The organism is Marinomonas dokdonensis, from assembly GCF_052747885.1.
The window spans coordinates 341,654-363,780 of sequence record NZ_JBRAND010000002.1 but is presented as its reverse complement, the minus strand read 5'-3'; the positions used below and the strand labels follow the sequence as shown (position 1 = coordinate 363,780).

Sequence of the window (22,127 nt, the reverse complement as noted above, 5' to 3'; positions counted from 1 at the left end):
TCTTCTCCTTATTAACGTAACACTTGAGTTTTATCCCAAGACACAAAGCGTTGAATGACTAACATGGCTCGGTCTAACAAGAATCCGATAAAACCTATCATCAGCACGGCCACCATAATGCGACCTAGGGAATTTGAGCTACCGTTTTGGAACTCATCCCAAACAAATTTTCCTAAACCTGGGTTTTGCGCCAACATCTCAGCGGCGATCAATACCATCCACGCAATACCGAGTGATAAACGCAGACCGGTAAACATCAATGGAATTGCCGAAGGAATAACAATCTTCATAACGTGTGTGAACCAGCTCAGGCGCAATACTTTCGAGACATTCAATAAGTCTTTCTCAATCGCGGCTACACCCACCGCAGTGTTGATCAGTGTCGGCCACATACAACATAAGGTTACGGTGAACATAGAGGTTAAGAATGACTTAGAAAACATTGGGTCATCACTCACATAAGTCGCACTCACCACCATAGTAACCAGCGGTAACCAGGCCAGCGGTGAAACCGGTTTGAACACTTGAATGACCGGATTCAGCGCACTGTAAACGGAACTATTCAGCCCGATCAGTATGCCCACCGGTATGGCGATCAAGGTGGCCAAACCAAAGCCTGCCAATACTGTATAGAGGCTGGTAAAAATCTGATCGAAGAAGGTTGGTTTACCCGTATACTCTCTTATTTTGCCAACATAGCTTGGATCTTTTGCTTGGCGATCCGCGATACGTTTTTCTTGGCGCTCATAAAAGCCTTCTTCTTTAACCCTTTCCCTTTGATGATCAGCAACCAAACTATTCCATTGCTCATACACGACTACAGGTCCAGGAAATTCTCCTAAAGAAGTGTGCACTCGGCTTGCGCCCACTTGCCACAATAGGATAAATGCCAAAATACCAAACAGAGGAAACAATAGACTTTTTATTGATATCCCTGAGATCCAGTCTTTCACTGAGGTCGCCGACACGCTAGGTAGGTTCATTTTTTACTCTCTTCTTTTTTACAGTACGGCTTTACACAAAAACCAATAAATAGAGACCATATCGCTATGGTCTCTTATTCACGTTAGATTTGCTCATCGCCTTTCAAGCCGATTTTGAAGCTTTTTAGGTAATCATTAGGACGTTTACCGTCGTAAGTCACACCATCGATGAAATCACTTTGCGGCGCTTTAAAGCCATCTTCTGTTGCAAAATCTGGGAATTCACTCGCCATCATCAAGCCATCTTCAATCAAAGATTCAGCCGCTTGCGCATAGATGTCTGGACGGTAAACTTCTTTCGCCGTTTTCATGTACCAATCATCCGATTTTGGCTCAGAGATTTGTCCCCAACGACGCATTTGCGTTAAGTACCAGATCGCATCACTGTAGTATGGGTAGGTAGCGTTATGACGGAAGAATACGTTGAAATCCGGAACTTCACGCTTGTCGCCTTTTTCGTATTCGAAAGTACCTGTCATACTGTTGGCAATAACATCGTAGTCAGCCCCCACATAGTCACTGCGAGATAGAATCTCCACGGCTTCTGGACGGTTAGCATTGTCATTTTCATCCAACCATTTGGCTGCACGAATCATGGCTTTAACCACACGAATATGGGTAATTGGGTTTTCTTCTGCCCAATCACTGCTCACACCAAACACTTTCTCTGGGTTGTTTTTCCAGATTTCGTAATCCGTGATAACTGGAACACCGATGCCTTTAAATACAGCCTGTTGGTTCCAAGGTTCGCCCACGCAGTAACCAGAAATTGTTCCAGCTTCCATGGTCGCAGGCATTTGTGGTGGTGGGGTAACGGATAGGAAAGCATCCGCATTTAGCTGACCACTAGTGTCACCTTTATGTGGTGCGTAGTAGCCTGGGTGAATACCACCCGCGGCTAACCAGTAACGTAGCTCATAGTTGTGAGTCGACACTGGGAACACCATGCCCATATTGAATGGTTTACCCTGTGCTTTATAACCATCTACAACAGGTTTCAAAGCGCTGGCACTGATTGGGTGAACTGGCTTGCCATCTGGTCCGTTTGGAATATTTTTCTTCATCTCGTCCCAAACTTCGTTTGAAACGGTAATGCCATTACCATTCAAATCCATGCTGAATGCGGTAATAATGTGGGCTTTTGTTCCGTAGCCTATGGTTGCACCCAATGGCTGGCCTGCCAGCATGTGTGCACCGTCCAACTGTCCATCAATCACTCGGTCTAGCAAAACCTTCCAGTTTGCTTGAGCTTCCAAGGTGACATACAAGCCTTCATCCTCGAAGTAGCCTTTCTCGTAAGCAATCGCGAGAGGCGCCATGTCGGTCAATTTAATGAAGCCAAACTTCAATTCTTCTTTTTCTGCGTAATCCAGTTCAGCGTGAGCCAAACCTGACATCAGTGCACTTCCCACTAAGAGAGAGGCACCTAACACACGACTAGTAAGTGACCATTTTGATAAAGGTATAACAGCTTGCAATTTCATGGTTAAGCTCCGCATCAAACAATAAAAACAAAAAAAGGCGCATGCGACATACATCTAGTGTATTCGCAGGCGCCTTTGCCACATCGTCATTCCAGCAATGGAATGGTAATTTAGTTGGTGAAGCAGACGATCATTGCCTGCCTTACTCAATGTTTATTCTCACAGATTAATAAAAGCATTATATGTGCCAAAAAATATAAGTTCATGTTTTATAATGACTTTATCCAAAAAACAAATGCAAAGTACTTTTTCAGAGCACGGAATCGCCCTATAAGATGGCGACCTGTGCACGATTATGCACCCTAAAAGACAAAACCTTTTAAAATTCCCTGTTCATGCAAAGACACCTCACCTTTTGCCACCAGATCAAGCCACTCATTCTCTTGCTCTTTGCTTAAAAGAGGGACTTGAGGCTCAGGAATGGGCAAACCTAACGCTTCAAAATACAAATCCTGACGGTACACTTGATTAACAAATTCATTCAGTGAGGACATATTGCCTAGTTGCTGCCAGCGATACATCTGCCCCATAATCCACAAAGCATAATTAGGTAAAGGTCGGTTAATATCATTGCCCGAAAAACGCTGGTAGGCTTCCATCGGCCAGTCAAACTGACCTTTTGGCTTAACACTATCAAAACCGTAAACCAGTTGCTCTACGGTACAGTTAAGGTATTCGGAGCGACTTAAGATATTTAGAAGCTCTGTCTGGTTCGCCCCATCATCGACCCAAGCACAAGCAGCGTTCAACGCCCGTATCATAGCTAGGTGCTGTTGCGGGTGGCTGTCTACCCATTTAGAGTTCACCCCAAAAACTTTCTCTGGCGTGCTGCCCCAAATTTCATAGCCCGTTACCAGCATATGACCGACGCCCTGCTCCACCGCTAAACTGTTCCATGGCTCGCCAACACAATAACCATCAATCTCACCCTGCTTCAGGTAGTCGATCATCTGTGTTGGAGAACAAACAATGATCTGTACATCGCGATCCGAATCAATGCCCGCACTGTGCAGCCAATCACGTAACTGATAATTATGAGAAGAGTAAGGGTAAACCATGGCAAATCTAAGAGGGGCTTTGTCTGTACCCCGTGCAGTTATATATTGCTTAAGAGCTTGCCCATTACGAATTTCATTAGGATCAGCGGCGATTTCTGCCAAGCTTTCGTATAGATGGTTACCTATGGTTATGCCATTACCATTATGACTTACGATAAAGCTGGTCTGAATGGGGGATTTTACCGTACCCGCTCCAAGGCTTGCTGCAATGGGCAGTGAGGCCAGCATGTGAGCACCATCCAACAAGTTGAACGCCACTTTATCGCGAATACTTGCCCAAGAAGCCTCTTTGGATAGCACCACATCCAGCCCTTCTTGCTCGTAGAAACCTTTTTCTTTGGCGATCACAAAAGGCGCGCAATCAATTAGCGGTATAAAACCTATGCGGACTTGAGAGTCAGCATTCTGATCTTTTTCATCATTAAACATTTTTACTGTCCCCTCCCATCAACTCCATGACCGAAATAATGTTACGAGCGACATCCGTCATTCGTTGACTGCGGTCCATTGCCAGCTTTCTTAAGGCTTGGTAGGCCGCAGGCTCGTCACAGCCTTGATGTTTCATAATCAACCCCTTAGCTTTCTCAATGAGTTTGCGATCCTCTAACTGGCTTTTTACGGATTCAAGCTCAGATCTCAACGCTTGGAATTCTCTAAAGCGAGCAATTGCAACCTGCAACAGGGCTTTCACACTGCCACTTTGCACACCATCAACCACATAAGCACTAACCCCTGCTCGAATGGCGGCTTCAACATGGCGTGAGTCATCTTCTTCAGCAAACATTACGATTGGACGAGGGTTGTCTTTGGTGAGGCGCGACATATTTTCCAACATGTCGCGATCAGGGGACTCGATGTCAATGATCACCATATCGGGTTGGGACTCATTAACAGCTTGAGTAAGGTTTCGCGCCGAAGACAGACGCTTAATTACACGATAACCGTTATCGCGCATGGCCTGTTCGACTATCGCAGCTCTGGCGGGTTCATTATCCACCAGCATTACGGTCAATTCATTTTCTGCCTGTACAGACATACTACATTCTCTTAAAGCAAAATATCATCAAGAGAAATGCAACAAATGCGCCACAAACAAGCAATTTTTTAAAACAGAGGAATAAAGATAAAGACAATAATATCAATGGGTTATCTATCTCTTCTAAATAACCCATTCATTAAGGGAGAAAATTGCCCTGAAGCAGAGCAAGAACAAAACCAACAAACACCAGATTAGTGCACCTTATGAGACTTTTGCACCAACATGGCTAGAGATAATCTGTCTTTGGCCGAAGTTTTCTTAAAGATAGCCGTTAAATGCGCTTTAACTGTCCGTTCTGTGACATTCATATTATTAGCCACTTCTTTATTCGACAAACCTTGAGCAACCAAGTGAGCAACTTTATTTTCACGCTCAGAAAGGTCGTCCAGCTCAACATCACGCACTTCGGTTTCAAGCACAGCAGCCGTTTGTTTAATCAAATTTTCAATAAACGCCTTGCCACCCCAAATCTCCCCTGAGTCAACCACGCTTAAAACTAACTCAAGCTGCTGACGACCAATGAACGGCTGACATTGACCATTAATGCCCACAGACAATAATCTTAATGCTGCCGCTTGACTGGCTTTATTAGGAAAAACAATCACCTTATTCTCAGGGTACTGGCTGTGTAAAGTTACCACCTGCTCAACCTGCTCCGAAAAATTCTCATCTTCCAGATAGATGAAACAGTATGCAAAATCTTCTGCTGCATTTTTTAACAATTGGTAGGTTTCAGATAGGTTTTTTGCACGTACTAATGTTAAATCAGAACGTGTTACTTGATTCCAATGATTCCATACCGCTTCATTTGTATTCCAACACAAAATTTTCAAAATCAATACGCCTATATCAAGCTTTTAATAACAGTTTACCTAGAGCACTTTGCTTCAGTGTTAACATTTGTTACAAATCGACACAACATTTTTATTTTTGTAAATTATCGCTCACGTAATGCGTTCTGCTTTGCTTTCAAAATTGGCTTTAACAAGTAATCCAATAATGTTTTCTTACCCGTGATAACGTCAACGCTTGCTTGCATCCCTGGAATGATTGGCAACGGCGCCTCTTGAGTTCCTAAGTAGTTTTTATCAGTTCTAACACGGATAAGATAGAAGCTATTCCCTTCTTCATCGATAATGGTATCGGCACTGATGTTTTCGACGTTTGCTTGTAAGCCACCAAAAATAGCGAAGTCATAGGCCGTCAGTTTGACCACGGCACTTAAGCCAGGCTTAATAAAGCCAATGTTCTCTGGTCGAACTTTCGCTTCGATCAGCAAAGAGTCTTCTAAAGGTACAATTTCAAGTAGGTTCATACCTGGGCGAATAACACCACCCACAGTGTTAATTTGAATCTGCTTAACAATCCCTTTTACGGGCGAACGAACTTGTGTACGAGACACCTTATCTTCTAACGATACGCTCGACTCTCTAATTTGATCCAACTTACCTCGAACATTGGTTAAATCTTCCTGAGATTCTGCGCGGAATTTTGCTTCACTCTCTTTCAGCTTATTTTGAGCTTCTTTTAAGGCCGATCTTGCTCTTGGAATAGCGAGTTGAGTGGCCTCTAAGTCACCCTTTAGCTGATTCACCTCACGCTCAAGTTGCAATAACTCAACTCGTGATACCGCTCCTTGTTCAAAGGCTGGACGGGTCAGGTTTAATTCTTCTTGGGACAACTCAAAACTTTGCCTCAAGTTTTCCAGTTTCGCTTCTTGTTCAACAATCTCTTGTTTCTTCTGCTCAAGCTGCTGCTGGAATACTAACTGATTGGTTTGCAAAGACTCTAGTCGGTTATTGTAAAGATCCATTTCACGACCAACGACATCAGGATAGAGCGCACGAATTTCTGCATCAAATACCGGTTCGTTGCCTGTCGACTCTGCTTGCAAACGAGAGGCTCGCACTCGCAAACTAATAGATTCTGCCTGCTGTTCACGTAGCGAAGAAAGCGCCTCAGTGTTTTCAATGGTCATCAGCAGTTGACCACGTTCGACCGTTTGACCAACCTGGGTGTTAATCTCTTTTAGAATACCACCTTCCAAGTTTTGAATTTCTTGCACCTGGCTAGATGGAATCACCGTACCATCGCCCACGGTGACTTCGTCTAACTCAGCATAATTGGCCCATACTAGACCCGACACAACGAATAGAAAGATTGCCCACAAGATAATTCGTCCGCCGCGAGGAGATTTAAGCATTAAGGCGGCGTTACGATCATTTAAAAAATCCAGATCATTTTGTGATGTTTTGTCACTCATATTAACTAACCTTCAACTTACCTTGACGGAGTGCCTCATGGACATGAGCCTTAGGACCATCAGCAATAAGACGGCCATTGTCCATAACAATGATTCTATCGACCATATCCAGCATGGATGCCTTATGGGTGATCAGGATTAAGGTTTTATCTTTAACCGCTTCCATCAAACGACGCTTCATGCGAGATTCAGTGGTGTTATCCATAGAGGCTGTTGGTTCGTCAAGAATCAGAATCGGCGGATCAAACAATAGCGCCCTTGCAATGGCGATACTTTGACGCTGACCACCAGATAACTGCATACCGCGCTCACCAACCAAACTGTCCAATCCACTTGGCTTGCGGTTGGCAAATTCTGCCACCCCAGAAAGCTCTGCGGCTCGGATGATGGCTTCATCTTCCATGTAAGGCACACCCATAACGATATTGTCTTTAATCGAGCCATAAAACAGACTGACATCTTGCGAAACCGCCCCCACGTTACGACGTAAATCCGTTGGGTTTACCTGTCGTAAGTCGACCCCATCAATACGCATGGCACCACTGGTTGGGGTATACAAGCCCGTCATTAACTTACCTAAAGTCGATTTACCCGAACCAATACGTCCAATAATCGCAACCTTCTCACCCTTTTTAATGTTGATATTAATGGATGAAATAGCTTCTTGCTCTTGTTCAGGGTAAGAAAAGTTAACATTCTCGAACTGAAAATCACCGTTGAATTTAGGGCGGTGAACAAACTTCACATTGTCTGGTTTTTCAACGGGCGAAGACATAATTTCGTTGAGAGAACTGAATGCTGATTTTGCTTGATTGTAGCGTGTCGCTAAGCTAGCAACCTGCCCCATAGGGCCCAAAGCTCGCCCCGTCAACATAACCGCAGCAATCAAGGCACCCATACTCATAGTACCTTCAGCTATTTGATAAACCCCGACAATCACAATAATAACGGTCGTTAATTGCTGAGCCACCATGGCGAAGGACGAACAAGACTGAGAAAGCTGGCGAGTTTTCACCCCCCAATCGGCAATGTTACCCACCGCGTTTTCCCACTGAGTCTGCAGCACACCTTCCGCGTTATTTAATTTAACGCTCTCGGCGTTGTATAAACTCTCAATCAAGACCGCATTTTTTTGAGAAGCGGTTTTTTGACTCTCCTCGATCGACTTACGCAGCGGGATCTGAATAATCAAGCTATAAGCGATGATCAGGAAGATGGTAACAATCGGGATATAGCCCACAGGGCCACCGATCAGCCAAATAACGCCGACAATTAAGAACATGAAAGGAATGTCTACCAAGGTGGTAATCGACGCCGAGGTAATAAAGTCACGAATACTCTCAAACTCTTGCAAGTTTTTCGCGAATGCTCCCACAGATTTAGGCCGTGCCGCCATGGTAATGTTGCTGACTTTAGAGAAGATTGCAGCAGACACTAGAATGTCAGATTTTTTCCCTGCAATATCAATAAAGTAGGAACGTAAACTACGCAGCAGGAAGTCAAACAGGTAAACAACGACAGCACCAATTGCCAGCACCCATAAGGTATCGAAGGCACTGTTAGGCACAACTCGGTCATAAACGTTCATGACAAACAAAGGACTGGCAACCGCAAATATATTGATCAATAAAGAGGCGACAAACACATCACGGTAGATGCGCCAAGATCGGGTCACAGTTCCCCAGAACCAATGGCCCTTTTTCTTTTCTACCTCGTCTTTTTGCTCTGAGCGCTTATCAAATTGATAAATGGGCTTAACGAAGAAACTGTAGCCTTTGTAGCTTTTCTGAAGTTTCTCCAGAGGGAGATACACTTCTCCCTCTCCAGATTCTGGACGGAATATTTTAGCGATACCTTGTTTATGATCCACCTCAAGCAACACACAGGCTTGATGCTCTTCTAGCAGCAAGACCGCAGGTAAAATCATGTCAGGAATTTTTTTAATAGGACGCTTCACTAGACGTGAGCTAATACCGATTCGCTTCGCTGCTCGTTGGAACAGCTCTGGTGTCATATCATTGTCAGTAATCGGCAAACCTGCGGCGATCGCATCAGCGGTGTAGGGGTTGTGAAAAAATTTACTGAGCAATACCAAGCAGTCTAACAATGGATTCGGGTATTCTAAAGACTTAGCGGCGACTTTCCATTCGGATTTTTCAGTTTTTGCTGCAGGCGCTTCAATAGAGTCTTCCGCTTCAACGTCATAATCATTAAACTCATCAGACGCTTGAGCATCTTTGATCTGTGTTGAAGAATGCTTATCTGAAATACCAGAGTCAGACATACTCTTATTTCTCCCTTTAACAAAAAACCGAATAAGTTTATGAACTTATACTACGATGACTCTAGCCTAGGATAATGTTTATTAAGTAAGATGGGAAGCTAAGGCAACAAGAGTACACAATTAATTTAAAGCTACAAATTAACACATAAAGGAAATCACCATGCTTTACGCAAAGGTAAACGAAATAGGCGACATTCTTGACGTCGCCACAGTGCAGACAGATGAGTACGCTGTACTGGTATCCCCTGATGATCCTATTGTAGCTCTCATACTAGAAGACAAGCTTAACAGCCAAAGTGCCAGCACTCAGCAAATGCTCTCCAGCTCTGACAGCGAGATGATGAGGGTACTAGAAGATTTGGTGGAATTACTGGTTGAAAAGCGCATTATCCAATTCACGGAGCTGCCTTTGCCCGCTCAGAAAAAATTGCTTAGTCGTAAATGGGTACGTGGTGTTCACAGTGGCCACGAAGAAGGCCTACTTACTGATGATGGTTTTACCGCAAAAGGCGACAGCTTAATTTAATTAAGCCTCGCCTTAATTGGGCTTTACTAGAGATCACTCTAGATTTACTACATTTCTTCGGCACGTCCAGAAATGTAGCCCTGTCCACCAGCCAGATCAAAACGCTCTAGGGTCTTCAGCTGCTTCTCGTTTTCAATCCCCGTTGCGATCACACTAATATTTAGACTGTTAAACATCTTACACAGGGTGTGCATAAAGAAAGCTTCTGACTCTTTGCCTGTCACCATACGAGTATAAGAAGAATCTATTTTTACATAATCAGGCATCAAGGTTTGTAGATAATCAAAAGCAGAAAACTGTTTGCCCACGTTATCAATACCAAACTTCACTTCTTGCTTCTTCAGCGTGTGTACTAACCCTAACGCCTGCTCTTCAGTCGCGAGAATCGTTTGCTCAGAAGCTTCGAAGGCTAATTTTGATTTGACCTTAACATCCAGCTTCGACAAGCGGTTTTCCAACCATTTAGAGAAAGATGGCTTCACTAGAGCACAAGCCGATAGGTTAATGGCCAATGGTGCTTTCGCTTTACCTTCCTCTATAAATTTAATCACAGTTTCTATAATGACCTGATCAACCCTGTCTCCGAGATCAAACTGTTCTGCCAAGCTAATAAAGTAGCCCGCATGATAGCTTTTGCCATGGAACAAAACACTGGTATAAACCTCTTCATGAAGAGCGTCCATAGAGCCATCTAAATTAAACACTTTCTGCTTACGAAGACGAAAAGTACGGTGTTCAATGGCATATTCCAAAACATCTTTCCAAGCCATTCGTCCAATCGATACTTCTTGGCTGGTTTTTAAGTCATAAACTTCGACTTCGTTTGGCCCTATGGCTTTCGCTGCACGCAAGGCCGTATCGGCTTGAGCCATGGCATTAGAACGCTGCACCTCGTTGTCTATAGTGACTGCACCTATATTAGCCACATAGTGAGAGTAACTAATGCGCGCCACATTAAGCTCTAACAAAGCTTCCATCAGTTCAGTCACCGCTGTATGCAACTGATCGTAATCAATATTTGGCACCAAGATTACAAAGTCCGCACCTGATAAACGCGCCAAGGTTGCAGCGGACGATAAAGCATTCACTCTTTCTGATAAAATATCCGCGGCAGCCTGGATAAACATATCCGCCGCTTCATATCCACGTTCGTTGTTTAGTTTCGCCAAGTCTGCAAGGCTCACCAGCACCAAACCATCGACACCACGGAATCGATCGCTAAAATGGGCTTTAACCTGACTATCGAAAAAGTGACGATTACCTAAGCCACTGACAGAATCCTTGAAGGCCTTAGCCTGTAGCCATTGCGCCGTCTCTACCTCTGAAGCAAACTCTTTTTCCAGTTTTTCCGCCATACGGTTCATGGACAACACGACAGACTTAAGTTCACGCGTTTTTGGGATGCTGGTCATTTTAACAAAGCGACGCTGTTGAATAGCTTCCGCTTGTTTTTCCAGTTCCACTAACGGCCTGAACAATAAACGTAGTGCAAACGCCCCAAGCACACAAGTGATCACACCGATACACAAGAACCACATTAATAAGTCTCTGGTGGCTAACCAAAGCTGCTGATAACCATAACCTGCACTGCCCGTTACGTACACCTGGCCTAGCTCACTCCAACCATTTGAAATAATGGCGTTGGCTTCTGGCACATCAAAATCGATGGCACCAATAAACCAGCTTGGCACTCCTTCGATATGCATGACATTAGAGCGGGTAATGTCTTGCTCAGTGTCATATACATGCACCCTTACTTTGGAAAAATAGCCACCGTCAAATACCGCATTAATATTACTTTCAACAGCGGCATAATCTTCAAGGGCCATAAAATCTGAAACTGACATACTAAGAGATGTCGCAGTGTCTTGCGTCGTTGATTGCAATTGCCCAATCAAATATCCCTTAGTTGTGTTGAAGTTTATGCCCATAACAACAACCAACATTAATGTGAAAATCATCACAATTGTCATCATTAATTGGCGAAACAGTGTCATCCCAACTCTCCTACTTAGTAAACGTATCAAGGCGACTATTTAAGTCAGTCCACAGGCTCAATCGAGATGAACCACCTACCAAAACACCACGTCCTTTTTCTTTCGACAACCACAAGTTTTCTGCATTAAATGAGTAGATCGGCAGCAAATCACGACGTTTGATTGCTGGCTTTAATTCTTTATCCAAATTATCTAACAAAACTGGTACTGAGGTTGGCTTATGATAATAAGCCAGAACCATATGGTGTTGATTTAATCGCAAGGCTTTAACGTACACCAAACGCAACTGGGAGTCCGGCACCCCTAATTCACGTAAGGTGAAGTATTTAGCAATGGTGAAATCTTCACAATCTCCAGACTGCAAACCAAGAAATTCAATGGGGGTGGCCCAGTAATCCTCTTGCCCCCAAAGGTCAATATCATCTTCAAAGCCCATCTGGTTAAAAAAGTTATTCACCACGGTAAGTTTTTCTACCACGGTCAGAGATTGGGATTCGTCGATCAGGCGGCGCCAAGCCAAAATGCGCTTCTCTGCATTGGGGCCATATTTCAAACCTGCTTGATAGGCAATGTCTTTGTATTTTTGTGAGACATCCGCCCACAACCATTTCTGGGGAGTTAACCCGACTATAATGATTAAGCTTAATAAGACTTTAAATACTGTCTTACGGGCTAATATGGAAAGCTGATTAGCCGTTTTTATTAGCAGTACTTTCATTAAAAGCGGTCTGTTGTTCAAGGCTCGCAGGCGTTTGATGCTTCTCTTTCCATTCTTGGTATGGCTCCCCATACACTTTTTCTCTGGCTTGGTCGTAATCCATATCCTGACCTAAGGCATTGGCCTCCGCCATATACCATTTACTTAAACAATTACGACAAAAGCCCGCTAGGTTCATCAAATCTATATTCTGAACGGATTTATTATCATCCAAATGCTTTAGCAAACGGCGCAGTACTGCCGCTTCAATTTCGACTTCTTTACTCATAGGACCGGATTCCTTATTTTTGACGGTGGTGCAAGGGTTGATGTCGCCACTGCCATGCTTGGGCCGAGGTCATAAAATTTCGCAACGCTTGCATATCATCACCTGTTACTTGCTCAACAATATAAGCACAAGCCTCTAATGTCGACAGTGCATTTGTATCTGGCGACTTACGAATGGCATATTCTGACTCTGGGGGGCTGGCAAAGTTCCACGCTTGCAAAGATTGTAAAGACTCATGAGTCCAGTAACATTTTTTCGCTTTTCGCCAGGTGGCATCCAATAAAATGACCCCATTTATTGTTGACATAACAGAAGCTGATTGCTTCTCCACGGCCTGAGACTCTTGAGTAGGAAAGATTAATCGCCAGTTCTGAGCATCAATAGATTGGATAAAGGTCGCAATGGAATTACCATCATTGGCGTTCAAACACCGCACAGAAGGCAAAGCCAGTTTCAATAGATTTACCGTATTCTTGGCATGCTCGGCTTCTTTGGGATCCTGTAACACAACAACTTGCACAGAGGTGGTCAGCGAAGGCACCCAAGGACAAACACATTGGGAGACCAAATAGCCACAACCACAACACGTCTTCCGAGCAGGCATTGAGGGATTAACCTAACTTTTCTAGATAAGCTTTGACAACGTTATCCCAACCTAGGTCTAACGCCTCAATGGTTAACGCATGTCCGATAGAGACTTCTTTGATCAAGCCTGTTTCGCACAAAGCTTCAACATTTTGCAGATCCAAATCGTGGCCTGCATTGACTTCCAACCCAGCGTCTAAAGCCGCTTGAGCCGCTCCATGGTATTGCGCCAACAACTCAGGTAATGCATCTGTATCATAAGCGTTCGCATAAGCCTCGGTGTAGAGCTCGACACGATCTGCACCAATTTCTTTGGCCATGGCCATATTGTCGGCATCAGGGTCCATAAACAACACCACTCGTATGCCTTGAGCTTTAAGCTTATTGATAACCGGACGTAAGGCATCTTGGTCACGAGACAAGTTCCAGCCATGATCCGAGGTCAGCTGATTTGGATCATCGGGCACTAATGTACATTGATGGGGCTGAACCTCTAACACCACGTTCAAAAAGGCGTCGTCTGGAAATCCTTCTATGTTTAGCTCGGCGTTTGGGTAGTGTTTAAGTAAGTTCTTAAGATCATGACAGTCTTGATAGGTCGCATGACGCTGGTCTGGACGAGGATGAATAGTGATGCCAAAAGCGCCTAAATCTAAGGTTCTTTTCGCCATAGACACCATGTTTGGATAGTCTCTTCCTCGAGAATTTCGAAGCAAACCAATTTTATTTAAATTCACGCTTAAGTGTGTCATTCACCATCTCTCGATCATTAGTTTTGCGCATTATAAGTCAAAGCTCACCATTCCAGAACCCAAAGTAGAGAAGATATTCACCACCCCAGAGCCATGAGCAAAAAGCTTATGGTAAACTGGGGCCTGTTTTCAGGAGCCTAGCATGCAGTACGAAGATTTTTCCTCTATTTTCGCCAGAGCGGCCTTGCGCCATGGGGGTGAAAAAAACCTTGAAGCTAAATTAGCTCAACCTCTAACCGATCATGAACTACACCAACTTGGGGATGACAGATGGCTAGCAGCCTTCTCTCAAAAGATTTTCCAATCAGGTATTAACTGGCAAGTAGTGCGCAACAAATGGCCAGGATTTGAAGAGGTCTTCTTCGCATTCGATATCGAAAAAATGCTTTTGATCAGCGATGAAATGTGGGAAGCCAAAGCCAAAGATCCACGTATTATTCGTAACTACGGCAAAGTCATGACCATACGTGACAACGCGTTAATGATTAACGAGTGTCAGGCGCAACACACAAGCTTTGCCAACTTCATAGCCCAATGGCCTACCCATGACATTACGGGTCTATGGCGCTATTTAAAACAGCATGGCAAGCGTTTAGGAGGCAACACTGGTCCCTATACATTAAGAGCCATGGGCAAAGACACCTTTTTGTTAACCAAAGATGTCGAAGGCTACCTTCGCCATCACGAGATTATCACTACTGGCCGAGACACCCAAAGCGCACTGAGTGCAGCACAACAGGCTTTTAATCACTGGCATGAGCAATCTGGCCTACCCTACTGTGCGATTAGCCAATGCATCGCACTGAGCGTCAATTAATACCAATTCAACAAATTTACTCAAATTACTAGGAGACCCCATGGCCGATCTTCGTATCGACATTATTTCAGACCTTGTATGCCCTTGGAGCTATTTAGGCTACACACGCCTCCAACAGGCCATAGAACAGTTAGGGGATGACTATCGCATTGACATTCGTTGGCAGCCGTTTGAGTTACACCCAGAGATTTCACCAGCGGGTGCTGACAGAGAGACGTACTTAACAGAAAAGTTTGGCAGTGCTGAAAAACTCAATGAAGTAACCCATGCTCTGCAACAGGTGGGAATTGAAGCCGGCATTACCTTTAATTTTTCAGAAAAAGACAGAATGCCCAACACCATACTGGCACACCAATTCGTATTAGCGGCAGGTAAAGCGGGCCTAGCAACACCTTTAGTGCTTGCCTTGTATCAAGCCTACTTCACCCAAGGGCAGGACATTGGACTGAAACAAGTTCTGATAGACACGGCAAAAAGCATTGGTTTACAAGACACTGATATTGATTATGCCCTCAGTGAAAAAGCCGCTAGCTTAACCAAGAAGAAACTTAGTCATTTACGCAGCTTAGATATTGAGTCAGCCCCAACTTATGTGATCAATGACAAGTACATGATCCATGGTGCTCACGACCCAGAATCCTTCCTTAAAGTACTGACCGATATCGCCAAGAAAGCCTAGTTCAAGATTACTTGGTATCGCAGTTTTTCAGCTAACGAGGCCTGCGATGCCAAGACCATTAAAAAAACTATTAAAAAGGAGAAATAGATAATATTTTAATTGTTGATAATCATTAACATTAAAAATAGAATCGCATTATTAGAATATTGGTGAGAGTGATTTTCATTTATGTACGTTTGTCTTTGTAATGGTGTTACCGATAAAGAGATAAAAGCATCGATAAAAGAAGGTGCGACCACCATGCGTGCCCTTTACAAAGAGCACAACATTGGTAGTCAGTGTGGAAAATGCTGTCAATGTGCGAAAAGCATATTGAACGATGAGCTTATACAAATCGCAGAAGCTCAAATTCAAATACAAGTCGCCTAATTTCTTACATTTGAGATTGTAAGTAATTCTCCAAACCAGAATGCTTGATCAATTGCTGCTGAGTTTCCAACCAATCAATCTGCTCTTCTTGTTCATCCAGAATTTTTTCTAGCGTATCACGACTCATAAAGTCCAACTTGCTTTCGCACAAATCAATCGCAGCTTTTAACGTTCCGACTGTATCCAGTTCAAATGCCAGGTTAGCTTCAATCATTTCTTCACTGGTTTCGCCAATACGTAAACGACCAAGGTCTTGCAGGTTCGGTAAACCTTCTAAAAACAACACACGCTCAATCAAACGATCGGCATTCTTCATTTTTTGAATGGAGGTTTTATAGTCTGCTTTGTCGAGTGCACTAAAGCCAAAATCTTTGAACATGCGAGCATGCAAGAAGTATTGGTTAATGCCCACTAATTCGTTTGCCAACACCTTGTTCAGGCTGGCAACAACTTCGCGATCACCTTTCATATCAACTCCCTAGTTACCCATTTGTGACTGGTAGTAATTCTGCATGCCAATTTTTTCCATTAGGCCTAGCTGCTGCTCTAACCAGTAAACGTGATCTTCTTCTGTATCAAACAATAGTTTCTCTAGAGTCTCACGAGTTTGGTAGTCACCCTCTTCTTCACAGATTGCAATAACTTCACGAACGCAAGTCACCACTTCTAGCTCTAGAGTCAGATCATTCTTCATCATGGAGTGAACATCATCACCGATCATTAGATCGCGACGCTTGGTCATGCACGGCTTACCTTCCAAGAATAAAATACGCTTGATCAACCAATCACAATGTTGAGTCTCTTCTTCCATTTCATGGTTAAGACGCTCGTACAGCTTATTCAGACCCATATCGTCATACATACGAGAATGGATAAAGTACTGGTCAATGGCTGCCAGTTCGTTTTCTAGCAAGCTGTTGAGGCTGTCTATTACTTTTTTGCTACCTTTCATATTTCTTCCTCTTGGTCAGAAAATTTATGGGCTTAAACAGCTAAGCCCATAAGCTATGGTGACTCTCTATTCTACAAATAACTTATAAAAGCCATTCATAGCACTAAAATAAATCTTGGCTGCCGCGAGTTACATCGTTACCCGCTACTTTCCCTTCCCCCGCTTTAACCTCAAGGGTATCAATGCGTTGAAAACCTCGGGGTAATTTTAGACCACGACGTCCACGTTCACCAATGTAGGCCTCTAGGTCTTTTTCCACGAAGGAAACGAAGCGTTTACCGGCATAAGCCAACAGTAGATCTTCTGGCTGTATACAGGCCATAGCAACGATCAGTTCTTCGCGTAACTCAGCACGGGCGCTTGGAATACTGAGCATCTTATTCCCTTTACCTTTTGCCATTTTTGGCAAGGAGGCGACATCAAATGCCAGCATGCGTCCTTCATTAGACACCACCACAACACGCCCAGAGGTTGGGTTATCCACCAGTACAGGCGCTAGCACTTGCGCCCCTTTAGGCAAAGTCAATGTGGCTTTACCGGCTTTGTTTTTAGCATATAAATCTTTCAGCTGTGCGACAAAACCATAACCCGCATCACTGGCCAACAGGTAATGACTGTCTTCTACATCTAACACGGCACAAACAATAGTAGCGTCTTTTTCTAAGGTAATACGGCCGGTAATCGGCTCGCCTTGGCCTCGGGCAGAAGGTAGCGTATGAGCTTTGATAGAGTATGTCCGCCCGTTAGAGGCGACTAACACTAGGGTCTGATTAGAGCGACCTTTCGCGCTAACTAAGAATTCATCACCAGATTTGTAGCTCAAGCCTTGAACGTCAATATCGTGACCTTTCGCCGCTCTTATCCAACCTTGCTTGGAGATCACCACGGTAATCGGGTCATTCGATAACAAGTCTTCTTCACTGAAAGCTTGTGCTTCTTTTCTCGCCACGATTGGGGTTCTACGCTCATCACCGAAGCTATCAACCGCTTCCTGAATTTCATCACTGATGAGTTTTTTAAGCTTACGATCAGAAGACAGCAGCCCTTCAAGCTTTTTACGTTCCGCTTCTAACTCGTCCTGCTCACCCTTGATGCGCATTTCTTCAAGCTTGGCTAAGTGACGTAATTTCAGTTCTAGAATGGATTCAGCTTGCACATCTGTGAGCCCAAAGCGTGACATCAGCTCCTGTTTAGGTTTATCTTCGGTGCGAATAATTTCGATGACTTCATCGATATTCAGATAAGCGATCAATAAGCCTTCAAGTATGTGTAAACGATGAAGTACTTTATCTAAACGGAATTGCAGACGACGACGGACAACATCAATGCGGAAGCGTAGCCACTCTGACAAGAAATTTTGCAAAGGCTTAACTTGCGGTAAGCCATCTAAGCCAATCACATTCATGTTGACCCGGTAGGATTTTTCTAAATCTGTGGTCGCAAACAAGTGCGTCATCACAGAATCTATATCCACCCGATTCGACTTAGGAACAATCACCAAGCGAGTAGGATTTTCATGGTCGGATTCATCCCGTAAATCTACCACCATTGGCAGTTTTTTGGCCTGCATTTGGGCGGCAATTTGCTCTAAAATCTTGCTGCCTGAAACCTGATGGGGCAATTCATTCACCACAATTTCGCCTTCTTCCACCGTAAAGCGAGCTCGGGCTTTCACCTGACCTTTACCGGTTTCATACATCTTACGAAGGTCAACTTTGCTGGTGATGATTTCACCACCGGTTGGGAAGTCAGGGCCTTGCACATAGTCTAATAATTCATCTAAATCCGCTTTTGGATTATTCAACAAATGAATGCAAGCTTGTCCAATCTCTCTAAGATTATGAGGCGGGATATCCGTCGCCATGCCCACCGCAATACCCGTGGTACCGTTCAACAATAAATTCGGTAAACGTGAAGGTAAAACACTGGGTTCTTGCAGTGTGCCATCAAAATTTGGCACCCAATCAACCGTGCCTTGGCTGACTTCTTTTAGTAGTACATCTGCATATTTAGATAAGCGCGATTCCGTATAACGCATCGCGGCGAAGGATTTCGGGTCGTCTGGTGCACCCCAGTTACCTTGACCATCAACTAAAGGATAACGATAAGAGAAAGGTTGAGCCATTAACACCATGGCTTCATAACAGGCACTGTCGCCGTGAGGGTGAAATTTACCTAATACATCACCGACAGTACGCGCTGATTTTTTATACTTTGCCGTCGCTTTTAGGCCCAGTTCGCTCATGGCATAGATGATGCGTCTTTGCACTGGCTTTAAGCCGTCCCCTATGTGAGGTAAAGCTCGGTCTAAAATTACGTACATGGAATAGTTAAGGTACGCTTTTTCCGTATAGTCTTTTAATGAAAGCGTCTCATTGGACTCAAAGTTTGCTAACTCACTCAAGGAGATATCCTTCTACTATCGTTTATAAGGAATACTATTAAAAAATAATTTATATGTCTGCACTATCGCACAAAGCTTAACAATTAACAGGCTTAACACAACGGCTAACGCAACACCAAAGCCGTTAAAATATGATCTTCCCAGACACCATCTATTTTAATATAGCGCTCGGCAAAGCCTTCCTTCTTAAAGTTCAGTCTTGCCAGCACCGCCCCACTTTTATCATTTCGCGGCATATAGTTGGCCTGGATTCTATCTATGTTCTGTTGTTTATGCATGTAGTCTATACCTGCACTTAAGGCTTGGGTAATAACACCTTTGCCCTGCTCACCTTCTCGCAAACTGTAGCCTAGGCTGCAAGCACAAAATACCCCGCGAATAATATTCGAATAATTGGAATAAGCCAGCATACGTGACTCATCCTCAGACAAAAGGCAGAGCACAACAGCGTTTTCTTCTAAGAAATCGCGGCGCATTTCCTGCACCCTAAGTTCACACACTTCCATTGAATAGTAAGCATCGTTACGGGCGGGTTCCCAAGGTTTAAGGAAGGCTCGTTCCTCATTCACATAATCAAATAACAAAGAGGCTTGGGATTCCTCCAATACTTTCAACACCCCATGAGGTGTCTTGATGGAAGGAAAGCGTGAGGCGTGTAAGGAACGATTAGCCTGGGTGAATTTTTGCTCTGAATTGACTTCAAATATTTTAAGAGAATAGCTCTCAAACCAAAATTGTTGGCCTAAAGATAAGGTTTTAATCTGCATACTATGATTAAGCCAGGCTTGCACATTTTCATAGCTCTGCCAGTAGATGATACAGACATCTGTTTCCCCAGACACCCATTCGGAATCAATAAACCCTGGTTGCTGCTCAGCAAGTGCCAACAACTTCTCTGTCATGATCCGATACAACAAATCGTTTATGAGCAGTTTGCTTGAAAGCATGACCCCAAAATAGGTTTCTTCCAGCAGACCATTAGAGCTCGTCATATTCATCCTTAATTTTACAAAACAAATGGCGGCCTAAGCCGCCATTGCACAAGCCTTAAGACAAATAGGTGGAGCCTTTTAGTACCTTGTCGTAAGTAGCAAGTAAGCGCTCTTGCTCATCCTTGCCTAACGTACTGGCAGCCACTTTATCCTGGTAACGCTTAACAAGTTCGCCCTCGTTATAGCTTACATAGCGTAGAACATCCTGCACACTGTCACCTTTCAACACGTGATCAATGCGGAAGCCGTCTTCCGTTAAATACACGTCCACAGAAGATGTATCGCCAAATAAATTGTGCAGATCCCCTAACGTTTCTTGATAAGCCCCTACCAAGAAGAAGCCCATTAAATAGTCCTCACCCTTAGGTGGTGGCGGAGGTAAAGGCAATGATGATTCAATACCTTGACCATCAACATAATGGTACAGACAACCATCTGAGTCACAAGTAACGTCTTGTATTTTGCCACGGAAAGACGGTGCTTGCTCCAGACCTTGCAAAGGCAATACTGGGAACAACTGATCTATCCCCCAAGCATCCGGCATAGATTGGAAAATAGACAAGTTTACAAACAGCTTTTCCGCCAAACGCTCGTTTAGCTCATCAATAACCGCTCGATGACCACGGTTACGATTGTCTAATTTTGGCAACAGGTTACGGCACGCAGAAAGAAATAGGTTCTCTGCCTGAGCTCGTAATGCCAAGTTTAAATGACCATGATTGTACAAGGCTAAGCTGTCGTTAAAGTCATCGAGCAAGTCATGGTAAATTTCCACCAATGAGCGGCTATCGTCTTCATCATTGCTCTTCAGGCTTTGGTATGACGCCCACAGACGTTGAATTTCCAACACACTGTCTTCTTCTGGTTGCTCAATTGGCAACAATTCAGCACCGTGGGAGAAAACATCTGCGATCATCATGGCATGGTGAGCCGTTACCGCACGACCCGACTCAGAGATCAGATTCGGATGAGGCAAATCGTACTGTTCACAAACATTATGGAACGCAAAGACCACATTGTTGGCGTACTCGCCAATACTGTAGTTCGCTGAGTAAGCGTTTTGACAACGAGTACCTTCGTAATCGACCCCTAGGCCACCGCCCACATCCACCCATTTCACTTTAACGCCCATGTTATGCAGTTCCGAGTAATAACGAGCACACTCTTTCAAACTGTTCTGAATGTCGCGGATACGGGTAATTTGAGAGCCAAGATGGAAGTGAATCAACTCTAAGCAATCTAATAGGTCCAATTCACGTAAACGATCTACTGCACGTAGCAGTTGAGACGTTGTTAAACCAAACTTGGATTTTTCGCCGCCGCTGTTGCCCCAATGGGTCGAGCAAGTGGACGCTAAACGAATGCGAATACCAATACGTGGTTTCACACCAATTTTTTCGGCTTCTTCTAGAATCCAATCCAGCTCGTGAAGTTTCTCCACCACGATAAACACCTGATGACCCATTTTTTCAGCCATTAATGCCAGATGAATAAACTCACGGTCTTTGTAACCGTTACAAACAATAATGCCATTTGGACTCTGGTGCATTGCCAACACGGCCATTAGCTCAGGCTTACTGCCCGCTTCAAGACCAACAGAGGCTGGGTTGCCAGGGTTACAACCCGCAATTTCTTCCACTACCCGGCGTTGCTGATTTACCTTTATCGGGTAAACAATGGCGTAGTTAGCTTGATACTCGTAATGCTCGATCGCCTGCTGAAATGAGCTGGTAATTTTCTCAATACGTGAATGCAGGATATCAGGAAAGCGCACTAAGCAAGGGTATGGAATACCCTGCGCTTTTAAGGCAGCCGATAACTCAGTTAGATCAACAGGGTTTTCTCTATCAGGCAAAGCAATGGCTTGGCCTTTATCATTAATTGAGAAAAAACCACTGCTCCAGTGACTAACATTATAAAGCTCAATCGAATCTTTTACAGACCAAGGCTTCATGGC

21 protein-coding genes are annotated in these 22,127 nt (G+C 44.0%); 4 read left to right on the top strand and 17 right to left on the bottom strand.

The window, feature by feature from the left end; translation table 11 throughout:
• Positions 1 to 11: 11 nt before the first annotated feature.
• The 7 genes from ACUM5Y_RS06170 to ACUM5Y_RS06140 form a co-directional block, all read right to left on the bottom strand.
• Positions 12 to 983 carry an ABC transporter permease gene (locus ACUM5Y_RS06170; protein ID WP_445975997.1) on the bottom strand — a complete coding sequence of 324 codons (972 nt, stop codon included), beginning with the start codon at positions 981 to 983 and terminating at the stop codon, positions 12 to 14.
• An 83-nt stretch (positions 984 to 1,066) separates the two neighbouring features.
• The gene (locus tag ACUM5Y_RS06165) at positions 1,067 to 2,380 is read right to left on the bottom strand and encodes a CmpA/NrtA family ABC transporter substrate-binding protein (RefSeq protein ID WP_445976300.1); all 1,314 of its coding nucleotides are present in this window, start codon (positions 2,378 to 2,380) and stop codon (positions 1,067 to 1,069) included.
• A 389-nt stretch (positions 2,381 to 2,769) separates the two neighbouring features.
• Positions 2,770 to 3,954, bottom strand: a complete 1,185-nt coding sequence (locus ACUM5Y_RS06160; RefSeq protein ID WP_445975996.1) for a CmpA/NrtA family ABC transporter substrate-binding protein — start codon at positions 3,952 to 3,954, stop codon at positions 2,770 to 2,772.
• A complete protein-coding gene (locus tag ACUM5Y_RS06155; protein WP_445975995.1) occupies positions 3,947 to 4,561 on the bottom strand; it encodes an ANTAR domain-containing response regulator in 615 nt (204 codons plus the stop codon). Before ACUM5Y_RS06155 ends, ACUM5Y_RS06160 begins: the two co-directional genes overlap by 8 nt.
• A 194-nt stretch (positions 4,562 to 4,755) precedes the next feature.
• Positions 4,756 to 5,397 (bottom strand): response regulator transcription factor, encoded by a 642-nt coding sequence (locus tag ACUM5Y_RS06150; RefSeq protein WP_445975994.1) that lies wholly within the window; start codon positions 5,395 to 5,397, stop codon positions 4,756 to 4,758.
• Positions 5,398 to 5,501: 104 nt separating this feature from the next.
• Positions 5,502 to 6,827: an HlyD family type I secretion periplasmic adaptor subunit gene (locus tag ACUM5Y_RS06145; RefSeq protein WP_445975993.1), complete on the bottom strand. Its 1,326-nt coding sequence runs from the start codon at positions 6,825 to 6,827 to the stop codon at positions 5,502 to 5,504.
• A 1-nt stretch (position 6,828) separates the two neighbouring features.
• Positions 6,829 to 9,111, bottom strand: coding sequence for a type I secretion system permease/ATPase (locus tag ACUM5Y_RS06140; RefSeq protein WP_445975992.1), 2,283 nt, complete (start codon positions 9,109 to 9,111; stop codon positions 6,829 to 6,831).
• A 160-nt stretch (positions 9,112 to 9,271) separates the two neighbouring features.
• Here ACUM5Y_RS06140 and ACUM5Y_RS06135 point away from each other — a divergent pair, with 160 nt between their 5' ends.
• Positions 9,272 to 9,637 carry a hypothetical protein gene (locus ACUM5Y_RS06135; protein WP_445975991.1) on the top strand — a complete coding sequence of 122 codons (366 nt, stop codon included), beginning with the start codon at positions 9,272 to 9,274 and terminating at the stop codon, positions 9,635 to 9,637.
• Positions 9,638 to 9,684: 47 nt separating this feature from the next.
• Here ACUM5Y_RS06135 and ACUM5Y_RS06130 read toward each other — a convergent pair whose 3' ends face one another.
• From ACUM5Y_RS06130 to ACUM5Y_RS06110, 5 genes are read right to left on the bottom strand one after another with little or no spacing between them, the layout of a single operon-like run.
• Positions 9,685 to 11,634 carry an EAL domain-containing protein gene (locus tag ACUM5Y_RS06130; RefSeq protein ID WP_445975990.1) on the bottom strand — a complete coding sequence of 650 codons (1,950 nt, stop codon included), beginning with the start codon at positions 11,632 to 11,634 and terminating at the stop codon, positions 9,685 to 9,687.
• Positions 11,635 to 11,644: 10 nt separating this feature from the next.
• The gene (locus tag ACUM5Y_RS06125) at positions 11,645 to 12,352 is read right to left on the bottom strand and encodes a transglutaminase-like cysteine peptidase (protein ID WP_445975989.1); all 708 of its coding nucleotides are present in this window, start codon (positions 12,350 to 12,352) and stop codon (positions 11,645 to 11,647) included.
• The gene (locus ACUM5Y_RS06120) at positions 12,324 to 12,620 is read right to left on the bottom strand and encodes a DUF1244 domain-containing protein (RefSeq protein WP_445975988.1); all 297 of its coding nucleotides are present in this window, start codon (positions 12,618 to 12,620) and stop codon (positions 12,324 to 12,326) included. Before ACUM5Y_RS06120 ends, ACUM5Y_RS06125 begins: the two co-directional genes overlap by 29 nt.
• Positions 12,621 to 12,633: 13 nt before the next feature.
• Positions 12,634 to 13,224 (bottom strand): tRNA-uridine aminocarboxypropyltransferase, encoded by a 591-nt coding sequence (locus ACUM5Y_RS06115; RefSeq protein ID WP_445975987.1) that lies wholly within the window; start codon positions 13,222 to 13,224, stop codon positions 12,634 to 12,636.
• A gap of 7 nt (positions 13,225 to 13,231) precedes the next feature.
• Positions 13,232 to 13,957 carry a pyridoxine 5'-phosphate synthase gene (locus ACUM5Y_RS06110; protein ID WP_445975986.1) on the bottom strand — a complete coding sequence of 242 codons (726 nt, stop codon included), beginning with the start codon at positions 13,955 to 13,957 and terminating at the stop codon, positions 13,232 to 13,234.
• Between the two features lie 142 nt (positions 13,958 to 14,099).
• On the opposite strand from ACUM5Y_RS06110, the gene ACUM5Y_RS06105 reads away from it, so the two are divergent.
• The 3 genes from ACUM5Y_RS06105 to ACUM5Y_RS06095 all read left to right on the top strand — a co-directional run bounded on the left by ACUM5Y_RS06105 (position 14,100) and on the right by ACUM5Y_RS06095 (position 15,822).
• A complete protein-coding gene (locus tag ACUM5Y_RS06105; protein WP_445975985.1) occupies positions 14,100 to 14,774 on the top strand; it encodes a DNA-3-methyladenine glycosylase I in 675 nt (224 codons plus the stop codon).
• A gap of 40 nt (positions 14,775 to 14,814) precedes the next feature.
• Positions 14,815 to 15,453, top strand: a complete 639-nt coding sequence (locus tag ACUM5Y_RS06100) for a DsbA family oxidoreductase (RefSeq protein WP_445975984.1) — start codon at positions 14,815 to 14,817, stop codon at positions 15,451 to 15,453.
• A 168-nt stretch (positions 15,454 to 15,621) separates the two neighbouring features.
• The gene (locus ACUM5Y_RS06095) at positions 15,622 to 15,822 is read left to right on the top strand and encodes a (2Fe-2S)-binding protein (protein ID WP_445975983.1); all 201 of its coding nucleotides are present in this window, start codon (positions 15,622 to 15,624) and stop codon (positions 15,820 to 15,822) included.
• A 4-nt stretch (positions 15,823 to 15,826) separates the two neighbouring features.
• On the opposite strand, the gene bfr (ACUM5Y_RS06090) is transcribed toward ACUM5Y_RS06095, so the two are convergent.
• From bfr (ACUM5Y_RS06090) to speA, 5 genes are all read right to left on the bottom strand, one after another.
• Positions 15,827 to 16,291, bottom strand: a complete 465-nt coding sequence (gene bfr / locus ACUM5Y_RS06090; protein ID WP_445975982.1) for a bacterioferritin — start codon at positions 16,289 to 16,291, stop codon at positions 15,827 to 15,829.
• A gap of 9 nt (positions 16,292 to 16,300) precedes the next feature.
• Positions 16,301 to 16,774, bottom strand: coding sequence for a bacterioferritin (gene bfr / locus ACUM5Y_RS06085; RefSeq protein ID WP_445975981.1), 474 nt, complete (start codon positions 16,772 to 16,774; stop codon positions 16,301 to 16,303).
• Between the two features lie 103 nt (positions 16,775 to 16,877).
• Positions 16,878 to 19,178 carry a DNA topoisomerase IV subunit A gene (gene parC / locus ACUM5Y_RS06080; protein WP_445975980.1) on the bottom strand — a complete coding sequence of 767 codons (2,301 nt, stop codon included), beginning with the start codon at positions 19,176 to 19,178 and terminating at the stop codon, positions 16,878 to 16,880.
• A 104-nt stretch (positions 19,179 to 19,282) separates the two neighbouring features.
• Positions 19,283 to 20,170 (bottom strand): GNAT family N-acetyltransferase, encoded by an 888-nt coding sequence (locus ACUM5Y_RS06075; protein WP_445975979.1) that lies wholly within the window; start codon positions 20,168 to 20,170, stop codon positions 19,283 to 19,285.
• A gap of 55 nt (positions 20,171 to 20,225) precedes the next feature.
• On the bottom strand, positions 20,226 to 22,124 hold the full coding sequence (speA, locus tag ACUM5Y_RS06070; RefSeq protein ID WP_445975978.1) for a biosynthetic arginine decarboxylase: 1,899 nt from the start codon (positions 22,122 to 22,124) through the stop codon (positions 20,226 to 20,228).
• Between the last annotated feature and the right edge of the window lie 3 nt (positions 22,125 to 22,127).